At 56.6% G+C, this 12,850-nt stretch carries 8 protein-coding genes; 5 read left to right on the top strand and 3 right to left on the bottom strand.

Annotated features, from left to right (window positions below):
* Positions 1-71: 71 nt before the first annotated feature.
* The 4 genes from cpdA to parC all read left to right on the top strand — a co-directional run bounded on the left by cpdA (position 72) and on the right by parC (position 5,825).
* On the top strand, positions 72-884 hold the full coding sequence (cpdA, locus tag AAC076_RS05135) for a 3',5'-cyclic-AMP phosphodiesterase (RefSeq protein ID WP_339843339.1): 813 nt from the start codon (positions 72-74) through the stop codon (positions 882-884).
* Between the two features lie 143 nt (positions 885-1,027).
* Positions 1,028-2,923 carry a DNA topoisomerase IV subunit B gene (parE, locus tag AAC076_RS05130; protein WP_339843338.1) on the top strand — a complete coding sequence of 632 codons (1,896 nt, stop codon included), beginning with the start codon at positions 1,028-1,030 and terminating at the stop codon, positions 2,921-2,923.
* Between the two features lie 79 nt (positions 2,924-3,002).
* Positions 3,003-3,482 (top strand): TIGR02281 family clan AA aspartic protease, encoded by a 480-nt coding sequence (locus tag AAC076_RS05125; protein WP_339843432.1) that lies wholly within the window; start codon positions 3,003-3,005, stop codon positions 3,480-3,482.
* Positions 3,483-3,530: 48 nt separating this feature from the next.
* Positions 3,531-5,825, top strand: a complete 2,295-nt coding sequence (parC, locus tag AAC076_RS05120; RefSeq protein WP_339843337.1) for a DNA topoisomerase IV subunit A — start codon at positions 3,531-3,533, stop codon at positions 5,823-5,825.
* On the opposite strand, the gene AAC076_RS05115 is transcribed toward parC, so the two are convergent.
* Positions 5,794-7,356, bottom strand: a complete 1,563-nt coding sequence (locus AAC076_RS05115; protein ID WP_339843336.1) for a hypothetical protein — start codon at positions 7,354-7,356, stop codon at positions 5,794-5,796. The genes parC and AAC076_RS05115 overlap by 32 nt on opposite strands.
* 192 nt (positions 7,357-7,548) lie before the next feature.
* On the opposite strand from AAC076_RS05115, the gene serB reads away from it, so the two are divergent.
* Positions 7,549-8,760: a phosphoserine phosphatase SerB gene (gene serB / locus AAC076_RS05110; RefSeq protein ID WP_339843335.1), complete on the top strand. Its 1,212-nt coding sequence runs from the start codon at positions 7,549-7,551 to the stop codon at positions 8,758-8,760.
* Between the two features lie 8 nt (positions 8,761-8,768).
* Here serB and AAC076_RS05105 read toward each other — a convergent pair whose 3' ends face one another.
* Complete coding sequence (locus tag AAC076_RS05105) at positions 8,769-10,838, bottom strand: EAL domain-containing protein (protein ID WP_339843334.1); 2,070 nt, start codon at positions 10,836-10,838, stop codon at positions 8,769-8,771.
* A 54-nt stretch (positions 10,839-10,892) separates the two neighbouring features.
* On the bottom strand, positions 10,893-12,677 hold the full coding sequence (locus tag AAC076_RS05100) for a molecular chaperone (protein ID WP_339843333.1): 1,785 nt from the start codon (positions 12,675-12,677) through the stop codon (positions 10,893-10,895).
* Positions 12,678-12,850 lie beyond the last annotated feature (173 nt).

Raw genomic sequence — 12,850 nt, 5'->3', positions numbered from 1 at the left:
ACCAGTCGCTGGAATCAGCGCCACCTTATTGCCATTATAGGCGCAGTACAGTGATCAGGAGCGGGTGATTGATGTCGTCACCGATAGGAAACCAATCAGAGGCCGTTTGCATCGTACAGCTTACGGACTCACATCTTTACGCAAGCCCTGATGCAGACCTGCTTGGTCTGGATACCTATGCCAGCTTGCGCGCGGTAGTTGACCTGGTACTGGATCAGGTACCAAAGATAGATCTCGTGCTGGCCACGGGCGACATTACACAGGACGGCGACGAGCGAGCCTACCGCCGGTTCATAGATACCGTCGAGCCGCTGCCGGCTCCCTGTTACTGGATACCCGGCAATCATGACGACGCCAGTATCATGGCCCGCCTGGGGACTGACGAGGGTCTGAGTGAGGAGTGGGTTGATGCTGGTAACTGGCGCATCGTTCTACTCGATTCCAGCATTCCCGGCGCTGTGCCTGGTCATCTGTCAGGGCAGCAATTGAACAGGTTGCAGCGGGCCATTGATAGCGCAGACGAACGTTTTGTGATGGTTTGTCTCCACCATCATCCGGTACCCATTGGATGCGACTGGATGGATCCGCTGGGGCTGCTCAACGCGGAGGATTTCTGGTCGCGATTGCAGGCCGCCGAACGTGTCAAACTGGTGCTCTGGGGACATATTCATCAGGAGCTGGATCAGCAGCGGGACGGGATTCGCCTGCTGGCTACGCCATCAACCTGCGTGCAGTTCGCCAGACACAGCTCTGATTTTGCGACGGATACGCAGGCGCCCGGTTATCGTATGCTCAGGTTGATGCCCGACGGGCACATTGAAACACGAGTTTCGCGTCTGGAGTCAGGTCGTTTCTTACCTGATCCGGGCGCGGTAGGATATTGATAAGGCACATGCCTGAATTAATTGAGATCAATGCATCTAGATAAATGGATCGCGGTCGGGGGGACGCAACCGGATTGCACGTTACCTCCCCCTGAATGTTAATCTCCCCCGCATTGCAAGAATCAAGGATACCCAGACAGCCCATGTCTCAATCGACCTATAACGCCGATGCACTGGAAGTTCTCAGTGGTCTGGACCCGGTGCGCCGCCGCCCGGGGATGTACACCGATACCACCCGTCCGAACCACTTGGCCCAGGAGGTCATCGACAACAGCGTCGATGAGGCCCTGGCTGGCCATGCGCGCCGGCTATCGGTCATTCTTCACGCCGATAATGCGCTGGAGGTATCTGACGACGGACGCGGGATGCCGGTCGATATCCACGCCGAAGAAGGCATATCCGGGGTTGAATTGATCTTTACCCGGCTGCACGCGGGCGGTAAGTTTTCGAGCAAGAACTATATGTTTTCCGGTGGCCTGCATGGTGTCGGAATTTCCGTGGTTAACGCGCTTTCTTTGCGTGTAGACGTTCGGGTTCGTCGGGACGGCCAGGAATTCGCCATGGCCTTCGAAAATGGCGAGAAAGTCAGTGAGCTCGAGGTTGTTGGCACTGTTGGCAAACGCAATACCGGCACCACGGTAACCTTCCATCCCAACCCCGATTATTTTGATTCCCCCAAATTCAGCATCACCAGGCTGAAGCACCTGCTCAAGGCCAAAGCGGTGCTGTGCCCAGGTCTTACGGTCGAGTTTGACGACCGCCAGTCCGGCGAGCAGCACACATGGTTCTACGAAGACGGTCTGCGTGATTATCTTATGGATGCCTGTGCCGAATGGCCCAAGCTGCCGGAGGAACCTTTTACCGGTAGCCTCAAGGCGCGCCAGGAGACAGTCGATTGGGCCGTACTTTGGCTGCCTGAAGGCGGCGACCTGGTGCAGGAAAGCTACGTCAACCTGATTCCTACTGCCCAGGGCGGCACTCACGTCAATGGTCTGCGTGCCGGTCTGCTTGAGGCAATTCGCGAGTTTTGCGAGTTTCGAAACCTGTTGCCGCGTGGCGTCAAACTGGCGCCCGAAGATATCTGGGAGCGGGTGAGCTACGTTTTATCGCTGAAGATGGCTGAAGCGCAGTTTTCCGGTCAGACCAAGGAACGGCTGTCTTCACGTGAGTCCGCTGCTTTCGTCTCCGGCGTGGTGAAGGATGCATTCAGTCTATGGCTGAACCAGCACGCCGATATTGGCATGCAAATCGCCGAGCTGGCGATCAATCACGCCGGACGCAGGCTGAAGGCAGGCAAGAAGATCGAGCGCAAACGCATCACCCAGGGCCCTGCATTACCGGGCAAGCTGGCTGATTGCGCAGGTCAGGATAGCCGCCGCTCCGAGCTGTTTCTGGTGGAGGGTGACTCAGCCGGGGGCAGTGCCAAGCAGGCGCGGGACAAGGAGTTTCAGGCCGTCATGCCCTTGCGTGGCAAGATTCTCAACACCTGGGAGGTGGACTCGGGCGAGGTGCTGGCTTCCCAGGAAGTGCACGATATTGCCGTAGCCATCGGGGTGGACCCAGGCTCGCCAGATTTGCTGCAGTTGCGTTATGGAAAGATCTGCATCCTTGCTGATGCCGACTCGGATGGTCTGCACATTGCAACGCTCTTGTGTGCCCTGTTCGTCAAGCATTTTCAGCCACTGGTTGCCGCCGGCCACGTGTTTGTGGCGATGCCGCCTCTGTACCGCATCGATATTGGGAAAGAACTTTTCTACGCCCTGGATGACGGAGAAAAGCAGGGCATCCTTGATCGTATCGAAGCCGAAGGCAAGCGGGGCAAGATCCAGGTAACGCGATTCAAGGGCCTGGGCGAGATGAATCCCCTGCAATTACGTGAAACCACCATGGCTCCCGATACTCGACGTCTGGTGCAACTGACCATTGATGATATGCCTGGAACCGAAGCGTTGATGGACATGCTTCTGTCGAAAAAGCGCGCGCCTGATCGCAAGGTATGGCTGGAGAGCAAGGGTGATATGGCCGAAGTGTTGTTGTGATCAGCGGTTGAGGCGACTTCACCGCCTGGGAGGTTGATAATTGAGCGAGACCGGATCAACACAACGCATGGGCAAGGTCATGATGATACTGGCCTGGGTCATCGGACTCGGTCTGGCGGCCATGTGGTTTTCCGGCGTGGAAGAGCGACGACTCAATCCCAATCAAGCGCCTCAATCGATTACGACCAACAGCGGTATCGAAGTGCGCCTGGCGTCCAACCCCCAGGGACATTACCTGATGACAGGCGAAATAAACGGCCGCGAGGTAACCTTCCTGCTGGATACCGGCGCGACCTTCGTTGCAATCCCCGCTAACGTCGCCAACCGTCTGGACTTGCCCAGAGGACGACGTATAGCGGTCAGCACAGCCAATGGTACGGCCGATAGCTTCACCACCAATATCGATACATTGCAGCTGGGGGAGATCCTGCTCAATGACGTGAACGCGGGTATTGTGCCCGGGATGGATGGCGAGGAAATATTGCTCGGTATGAGCGCGCTGCGTCAGCTGGATTTTACCCAGCGCGGCGGTGAGTTGATATTGCGTCAGCATCGCTGACAGACGCTGGCGGGTCATCCCGCGAGCTATGCCCAATAGAGGATATGTATGAGTGACAGTCTGGATCTGAGTATGGATGGTGTTGAGCGCCGGGCTTTATCGGCCTTTACCGAGGAAGCCTATCTCAACTACTCCATGTACGTGATCATGGATCGGGCGCTACCGCATATCGGTGACGGCCTCAAGCCGGTACAAAGACGCATCATCTATGCGATGAGCGAGCTAGGGCTTAGCGCCACCTCCAAGCACAAGAAATCCGCGCGCACCATTGGTGACGTGCTGGGTAAGTATCACCCCCATGGTGACTCGGCCTGTTACGAAGCCATGGTGCTGATGGCTCAACCTTTCTCCTACCGCTATACGCTGGTAGACGGCCAGGGCAACTGGGGTGCTCCGGATGATCCCAAGTCCTTTGCTGCAATGCGTTACACCGAGGCCCGTCTGGCACGGTACAGCGAAGTATTGCTGACTGAAGTAGGGCAGGGCACGGTCGACTGGCAACCTAATTTCGACGGCACCCTAGATGAGCCCATGGTGCTACCCGCCCGGCTGCCTAATCTGCTGCTCAATGGCACTACCGGGATTGCTGTGGGTATGGCGACCGATGTACCTCCCCATAATCTGCGTGAGGTCGCAGCGGCTTGTGTGCGCCTGCTTGATGATCCCGGAGCGGGACTCGACGAGTTGATGGAGCACATTCAGGGCCCAGACTACCCCACAGAAGCTGAAATCATTACGCCACGCAGCGATCTGCTGAGGATGTATGCCAGCGGCCGTGGATCGGTCAAAGCACGCGCGGTCTGGACACGTGAAGATGGCGATATTGTGATAACGGCACTGCCGCACCAGGTCTCCGGCTCCAAGGTATTGGAGCAGATAGCCGCACAGATGCAGTCAAAAAAGCTGCCGATGGTTGCCGATTTACGTGATGAGTCCGACCACGAAAATCCAACCCGTATCGTGATTGTGCCGCGCTCCAACCGTGTGGATGCCGAAGAGCTGATGCAGCACCTGTTCGCTACTACCGAGCTCGAGCATAGCTACCGCGTCAATATGAACGTGATTGGCACTGATGGCCGGCCCGCCGTGAAAGACCTGCGCGGACTCATCGGTGAATGGCTGGGCTTTCGTATCTCGACGGTGCGGCGTCGCTTGCAGTTCCGCCTCGACAAGGTGCTGGCACGCCTGCACCTGTTGGAAGGTCTGATGATAGCCATGCTCAATCTGGACGAGGTGATTCATATCATCCGTACCGAGGAGCATCCCCGTGCCGAACTGATGAGCCGTTTTGCTCTGAGTGAATTGCAGGCCGATTACATCCTCGACACGCGTCTGCGCCAGTTAGCCCGCCTGGAAGAAATGAAGATCCGCGGTGAGCAGGATGCTCTGGCTGAGGAAAGAGACAAGCTTCAGGCATTACTGGGAAGTGACAAGTTGCTGCGCAACCTGGTGCGCGATGAGCTCATAGCTGACGGGGAGACTTACGGAGACGATCGTCGCTCACCGCTGGTGGAGCGGCGCGAGGCGAAAGCACTTTCAGAGACCGAGCTGCTGCCATCGGAGCCGGTCACCGTAGTGCTCTCGGAAAAGGGTTGGGTGCGTTGTGCCAAGGGCCATGATGTAGACGGTACAGGCCTGGCTTACAAGGCGGGGGATGCCTTCCTGGCGCAGGCTAGCGGGCGCTCGAATCAGCAGGTTGTCTTTATCGATTCGACCGGTCGCAGCTACTCGCTGTTGGCACACACGTTACCCTCCGCGCGTGGCCAGGGGGAGCCGCTGACTGGAAGGCTCAATCCAGTGCCGGGCGCGCGCTTTGAAAGCGTCCTGATGCCAGATGATCAAGCTTTGTACCTGTTGGCATCAGACGCAGGTTATGGCTTTGTTGCCCAGGGTGCAGATCTGCAGGCGAAGAACAAAAACGGTAAAGCACTGCTCTCTGTGCCAGAGGGGGGGAAGGTGATGAACCCAGTTGCGATAGCCAACGACAAGGAAGATCAGGTTGTTGCAGTGTCGAATGAAGGACGGTTACTGGTCTTTCCCCTGGCCGATCTGCCAAGACTGGCCAAGGGCAAAGGCAACAAGATTCTGTCCGTGCCCTCGGCTCGGGTGAAAACCCGCGAGGAATTTGTGCTCGATATTGCTGTGCTGCCACGCGAGGCGAACCTGGTGCTGACTGCCGGCAAACGCACGCTGACTTTGCGCCCCAGTGATCTGGAGCATTACCGGGGTGAGCGGGGCCGGCGTGGCAACAAGTTGCCACGGGGTTTTCAGAAGGTGGACCAGGTCAGTATCGAGCAGGCAAAGGGTACTGTCAGTTCGGACGCTGATGGTAAAAGTGTGTGAGTTGGCGTTCCAGCATGGCCTGGTAAGGACCACTGAGTCTTTCGATACAATAGATCCCCGGCTGGCTGGCCAGTCGGCGAACTATGCCCCGCTCCTTGAGAGCGCCACTGTCAGCCAGACTGGCGTCGAGCAAAAGCAGGTTGCGGCTGTGCTGGACGATGTCGAGAATAGCCAGGCATTCAGCCCGGCCAGCCAGGCTTTTATCTGATTCAGATCTCAGATCCTCGCTGTGACCGATCGCCAGTTGTACGTGCAGCGTGATTCCCGTATCGGCGATTTCGACTTGAAGCTCATGGCCCATTACGCGCAAGAGTTCCCCGCAACAGAGGGCATGGGTCAATTCGTCCTGACGACACTCCCTGGCATGGAACACGAGCAGGCTGGTGCCATCATGGAGGGTGTGCAAGTGGCCATTATATAGCTCACAGGCCCGCTGCAATTGTTCCCGGTAGCGTTCAAGGAGTGCCATCAGGCGCGGACGCGGAAGGCGCCTGAGTGCTTCCTGGTTGCCCAGTCTGACGGCCAGAATTGCTGATTCTGGCTGGCTCGGGACTTGCGGTATCGGCTCTTGTGAACCGGCGTCTGTTGCTTGGTCTGATGCTGACTCTTCTTGAGATACCTCGACATTAAAGTCATTGGTGTTTGTCAGCCCTTGTGTCTGGTCGACTTGTTCCGTTGGATCACTGGGCTTTGTTGTCTCGATCTGTGGGGGGTCGTCAGCCAACGAACTATCCGACTCCAGAGCGGATTTCTTGCTTATGGGATCGGTAACTTCCGATTGATCATCTGCGATATGGGCGGTCGGTTGTTCGATCGAGTGTTCTGGTTCTGGTTCTGGCGGCAGATCGACAATGCGGCGCTTTTCGAATGTACGTGCGAGTTCGCCCAGCTCGTCCTGTCGCTGGGCGCCTGGTATCGGTTGTCCGGAATCGCCATACCACAGGCCGAGCCCGCGCACAGTCTGGCGCATGCCGCTGCCCAGTCGCCAGGCGACGAGTCCAGCCAGTAGCGCCACTATCAAGGCACCCCAGAACAGACGCCACAGCACATTGTTTGAAGGACCGACAAAGGGCTCAGCCGCAAGGTGCAATTGAACCTGACCAACCATAGCCTCCTGAAAATAAACTGTAGCGTCGAACTGACCTTGTCCGGGCGCTACCTTGTTGCGCCCAGTTTCGCTTCCGGCTTCGGCAATCAGGCGATTTTCGGCTGTAAACAGCCGGATATGACTTACGAGGGGATTGCGCTTCCATTGTGCCAGTTGAATGTTGAGACTCAACTGGTCGTCCGCTGCCAGCGGGTCTGACACCGAGGCGGCGATCTGTCTAGCCAGTTCACCGCCGATGGCGTCGGCTTGATCGGCAACATCAACATGAAGCTGGACCTTGGCAATGCCCAGCAGCACAACGATTGCCATAAGTGGAATGAGCACGAGTAATAGCAGCCGGCCGGTCAGTTTCGTGCTGTGGGCACGCCAGGCGGCATAGCAGCGTAGAAACAGGTTGTCGGAATCCGGAGGTGTCTGATTCAAGGTATGACTCTGTCGGTGAGAGAGTGAACAAAAGGGGCCGCAAGTCAAAATGGTGACGGCAAAGCGGTGCCTGAAGGCGTATTGCGCGAAGTATAGCTATTCCTGCCAGACCGCAAAAGGCTGCATCTGTGAGCTGGTAGCCAATTGCAGGTAGAATGGGCCCATTATCAAGTTGAGACTGGAGCGGGTATTTTGAAGGAAATTGTGCTGATTAATATAACCGGCCCGGACCGGCCCGGCCTCACAGCTGCTATTACCGGTATTCTGGCCCGCGCAGAAGTGAATATCCTGGATATCGGACAAGCTGTGATTCACGACACTTTGTCCTTTGGCATTCTGGTGGAAATGGATGGCGGCGAAGTCATGGCCGACGTTCTCAAGGATGTGCTCTTTCGTGGCTACGAGCTGGATCAGCAGGTACGTTTTACGCCAGTCAGCACAGAGGAGTACGGTCGCTGGGTTACTGGCCAGGGGAAGCCTCGGCACATAGTGACCCTGCTTGCCCGCCGGGTAACCGCTGATCACATAGCCAGGGTCAGCGAAATTACCGCACGCTATGGTTTGAATATCGATCATATCGACCGCCTGTCCGGACGCATTCCCGAGGGTTTGCCTGCTGATCAGGGCAAGGGCTGTATCGAGTTCTCGGTTCGCGGCGAGCCTGGCGATCCAGCCCGCATGCGTGCGGAGTTCCTTACCATCGCTCAGGAGCTCAACGTCGATATTGCCTTCCAGCAGGATAGTGTTTTCCGACGCAACCGTCGACTCGTGGTCTTCGATATGGACTCCACTCTGATCGACGCTGAAGTGATTGATGAGCTGGCGAAGGCAGCCGGTGTCGGTGAACAGGTGTCTGAGATCACCGAACGTGCCATGCGTGGCGAGTTGGATTTCAAAGCCAGTTTCCGTGAGCGTATGGCGCTACTGAAAGGACTCCCTGAAACCGTGTTGGAGGAGGTCGCCAGCTCACTTCGCATGACTGAGGGAGCGGAGACTCTGATCAGTCAGTTACGCAGGCTGGGTTACAAGACAGCCATTCTTTCAGGCGGTTTCAGTTACTTTGCCGAAGGGCTGCAGAAGCGACTGGGGATCGATTACGTATACGCCAATGCGCTACAGATCGAAAACGGGATGGTCACTGGCGACGTTGTGGAACCGATTGTGGACGGCCAGCGCAAGGCCGATTTGCTGCGCGAGCTGGCTCAACGTGAAGGCATCAGCCTGGAACAGACCATTGCAGTAGGTGACGGTGCCAACGACTTGCCGATGTTGTCCATCGCCGGGTTGGGCGTAGCATTCCGGGCCAAGCCTCTGGTTAAACAGTCTGCAAAGCAGGCAATTTCGACGCTGGGCCTGGATGGTATTCTGTATCTGTTGGGGTTCCGCGACCGCGATGGCTTCTGAGCCACCGATTACTCGGCGGAGAAGTCGTAATTCATGCTGTCGGTTGGCGACTGCAAATAATGCCCCTGAATATAGTTGACTCCGGCCTGCCAGAGGGTCGGCATCATGGTTGCGCTGTCTACGTAGGGGGCGATAGTCAGCTTACCCATTCCGTGTAGGGTGCCGACCATTTCCTTCAGCGTTTTAACCGCATCTGGGTCCGACAGTTCTCGGGTGAAGGAGCCATCTATCTTGATGAAGTCGACTTGCAGGTGTTTCAGAGCCGCATAAGGATTGAGCGCGCACCCAAAATGACTCAGTGACACCTTGCAGTGCATCGTTTTGAGCGACTCAGTCAAAACCTTTGCCTGCTTCATATAGGTGTTGGCATCGGCGTCGTTGAACTGGAATATGATGCAGTCGGAGGGCAGCCGGTTTTCCTGTAGCAGGCCCGAGACCCAATGGGCCAGTTGAGGATCCTGCAGGCTTGCACTGCTGAGATTGATCAGCAGCCGGGTATCAGATCCCTTGCCGCGTTGTCCGGCAAGCAGGCGTATAGCCTGACAAATGACCCAGCGATCTATCTGAGCTGCCAGGCCGGCATCGTTTATGGCCGGCAAAAACTCGGCTGCAGGTACTTCTTCTCCCTGGGAGTTGAGCAGGCGCAAGTAGGTTTCATAATGCTCGTGGTTGTCGCCACGCAGGCTGATCACGGGCTGAAAGAGCAGCTTGAAACCGTTGGTCTCCAGGGCATGGGTTACCAACGCAATCAGGTTGCCCCGGTTTGCCTGGTTTGCCAGTTCTTCCAGGGGATTGAAGATCTTGATCGCGTTGCCCCCTGCCTGACTGACCTGCTCGGCCAGGCGATGGGCCCGGTCGATTGCTTCCTCAGGCTTGGGACTGGTCTCATTGATCGAGGAAACCCCCATGCTTACAGTGACTTGCAGGGTTTTTCCGCTGGCTTCGAACAGGTTCGCCTCGATTTTGTCCCGCAAGTTGTCCAGGGCCTTGAGGATCGTTTCTGGCTCCTTGCCATTGAGCAGAATGCTGAAGGCGTCGTCGCTGAAGCGCGAGATTAGTGTCGATTCCGGGAAGGCCTTGCGCAGTATCTGGGCAAGATCGGCCAGCAGCAGGTCGGCGCTGCCGATCCCTATTTTGGTTTGCAGGGCGCTGAAGCTGTCAACGCTCATGTAGATCAGCGAGCTGGCCATGCCACCCTGGACTACCTGCTCGCTGACGCGTTCCAGCTCTTCCTGGAAGTAGGCGCGATTGAACAGGCCGGTTACCAGATCCTGGCTGGCCAGAGTCTTGAGCTTCTGTTCGAAGTCGGCACTGGCCGTTTCAACGCGGATCACCACTTGGGTACAGGGTTCGCCATCATAGCTGGCAGGGGAAAAACTCAGCGTGACAGGGAACTGCTTTCCATCCACATCCATGCCGTAGCAGCGCATCTCGTTCTGCCCGCCCTTGTCGTTGTAATGGCGCAGGAAGGCTTTGAATTCAGTTTGGTCTTTTGACGCTATGAGCCCCACCATGGGCTCGGCAGCCAGATCGTCGGCATCCTCATAGCCAAACAGCCGAATATAGGCCCGGTTGGCGTAAATGTGCATCCCGTCGTGAACGTAGGCAATCGCGTCAACCGAGCTGTCGAGCAATAGCTGACAACGTTTCTCGGTTTCGCGCAGTGACTGTTCGGCAATGCGTTGCTGGCGACGGGCCGACAGACTGGCAAGCTCGCGTTTGACAACAAGGGCAAGTAGCGCGTCGGAAGAGTCTGCGACAGCATCTTGCATGCCCTGGATCAGGGCGTCAGCGCGAGTGCTTTCGGTCATGTCGCTGGTGATCAGTACGAAGGGAATGTCACGTGATTGGCGGATGATCATGGCGTGGGCATCATTGGCGCCCATGAAGCTGGTTTCCGCCGCTGCTAGGCACAGATCCCAGTTCTGCTGCAGTGATTCCTGTAAATCTTCAACCGAGGTGATTCGATGTGCCCGGGTTGCGTGTCCGGCATTTCGTAGGATGCTGACCAGGCGCTCGGCGTTGTTCTGCGAGTCATCCAGAATCAATAATCTGATGGCGTGAGTATCGGTGCCCATGGTCTTCCAGACTTAAGTAGGGCCGACGCGACCCGTTATTTATAAGACCTGAATTTACAGAGACTTCCAGAGGGAGTCAAAGTCATCATCGGTACTCACCGTGAGTGCCGAGCCGACAGGTTGAGGCTTGTTCTTGTTATCGCCGGGCTCTTCAATCAGATGATACTCGAACTGGCTGAAGCTGCCGCTGGCTGCAATACGATCAGTCAGATGTGCACGGTTCTCACGATTCCCTTGCAGGATCATTACCTTGCTGTTGACGCTGAACGGCATCCTCGGGGTAATGATAGTCGCTGGACGGTCTATAGCCGTTACCTCTGGCAGAATCAGGCCGCGCAGATACTGGCTGGGCTGCCCCGTCTTGCGGATCAGTTTGATCGCGCAGGGCGTACAATGCGGGGCAATCAACTCGACACCCATTTGCGTGCCACCGCCCCGGACCTGACGAATCCAGCGTACTACAGCCAGACTCCAGTCCTGATCGCTTTCTTCCTGAACGCCAAGCAGTTCACCAGCCTGCAGCTGTTTGGGTACTTCTTTTGGCCAGGTCAGACAAAATCCACCGGGGCTGTGGTTGACGATGGGCAGGGCGTGTATCGGATAATGCTCCTCGCCCTCATCAGAACTGTTGTCACCCAGTTCATTGTAATGAATCTGCTCCACGCCATGCGGTTCCCAATCTACCGATGTACCACCGTCGAACGCACCGCTCCAGCCTTCCTGGCGGGCTCTCTGGGCTGAGTCGGAGAATGGGTTCATATCGTGTTCATCTGCGCTGATGAACTTTGCGAAAGAGCTCTGTGCGATGCGAAAGTGCGTAGCACTCATCCCGATGCTGATCTTCAGCGAGCCGCGGCCAGGCACGCGATTGAAAGTGCGCTCTGCAAGGTCTCCCCAGGACTGGCTAAGGTGCTGCAGCATTTCGACGCCCAGGCCATCTGGAACACGCAAGGCAATCTGGCTTTCGCCGTTGAGCATGTATTCCTTGATCGCTCCGACCAGCCGATCGGTACTCAGACCGAGACTTTCCGACAAGTTTTCATCGCGTATCAGGGAGCGGTAACGGGGAGGGCAGTCCATCGTGGGATTGATGATGAAAAGTGCTTTTGGATCTTCTGGCGAAACGAGTGAGGCTAGCCTGGACCAGTCCTCAAGGACCGCAAAGAGTCTGCCCATGGCGCTCTGGCGCATCTGGTTGGGTCTGGCGGATCCCATCAGCAGAGCTATCAGATAGCATTGTTCAATGCTCAGAGGTTTGCCTTCGAGGCTTTCGTTGTCCTGAATTGGCTGCAGGTGCAAGTCCCGCTTGCGGGCCAGTTGATACAGCTGATGCAGTTCGACCCATACGCCGTCAGCTACCGGGCAGTAGAGTTGAAATGCTCTGAGCAGCGGACCGCACAGGCCGCGCATGGCACGCTGGATCGCTAGGCCGATAATGGCGCTGTGATCGCGCGAGCGGACCTGACGTTCGTGTGCCACGACTATCTTGTAGCCGTTGGCCAGATGATTCTGCAGAGACTGGGACAGGTTGGCGACTTTGCGTGGCTTGTCCTCGAGCACTATCGACTGGCCCAGATAGTACTTTGACAGGGCGCTACAAACATAATGAACTTCCGGGCGTATCTTTTCGAGGATCGCCAGGCGTTTCTCCGGTGCAATGTCGAGCTGATTGATTTCTATCAGCCCCTGATACAGCTGCCGGGCAGTCTCGCCAATGTTTGCTTTGGGCAGATTGGCGATCCAGTGGACAATGCCCTTCTCGCTACTCTCGGCAAAGCTCAAGGATTTGAGATTTTGCTGAGGTATACGCAAATTCAGCTTTTGGGCGTTGCTATCCATAACGGTCTTGTCCCTATCAAACGTTCCAGTCTGAGTCCCGCTTTTTTTTGAGCGGATTCCGAATATGCGAAAAGAAGGCGGCATCGTCAATACTCTAGCAGCAAACCCCTATTCGCGCGAAGCTCTTGCGTCTGTTGTGCCAAGGCAGCTTGCTTGCCATGGAACTCAGTCAA

Origin of the sequence: uncultured Halopseudomonas sp. (genome assembly GCF_963977355.1) — a bacterium.
Taxonomy (GTDB): Bacteria; Pseudomonadota; Gammaproteobacteria; order Pseudomonadales; family Pseudomonadaceae; genus Halopseudomonas.
This window is presented reverse-complemented; position numbering and strand designations above follow the sequence as displayed.

Excerpts from the sequence above, each read along its gene's own strand:
- AAC076_RS05100 (WP_339843333.1), bottom strand. The coding sequence starts at position 12,677 with ATGGATAGCAACGCCCAAAAGCTGAATTTGCGTATACCTCAGCAAAAT.
- AAC076_RS05105 (WP_339843334.1), bottom strand. The coding sequence starts at position 10,838 with ATGGGCACCGATACTCACGCCATCAGATTATTGATTCTGGATGACTCG.
- parC (WP_339843337.1), top strand. The coding sequence starts at position 3,531 with ATGAGTGACAGTCTGGATCTGAGTATGGATGGTGTTGAGCGCCGGGCT.
- cpdA (WP_339843339.1), top strand. The coding sequence starts at position 72 with ATGTCGTCACCGATAGGAAACCAATCAGAGGCCGTTTGCATCGTACAG.
- AAC076_RS05125 (WP_339843432.1), top strand. The coding sequence starts at position 3,003 with ATGATGATACTGGCCTGGGTCATCGGACTCGGTCTGGCGGCCATGTGG.
- parE (WP_339843338.1), top strand. The coding sequence starts at position 1,028 with ATGTCTCAATCGACCTATAACGCCGATGCACTGGAAGTTCTCAGTGGT.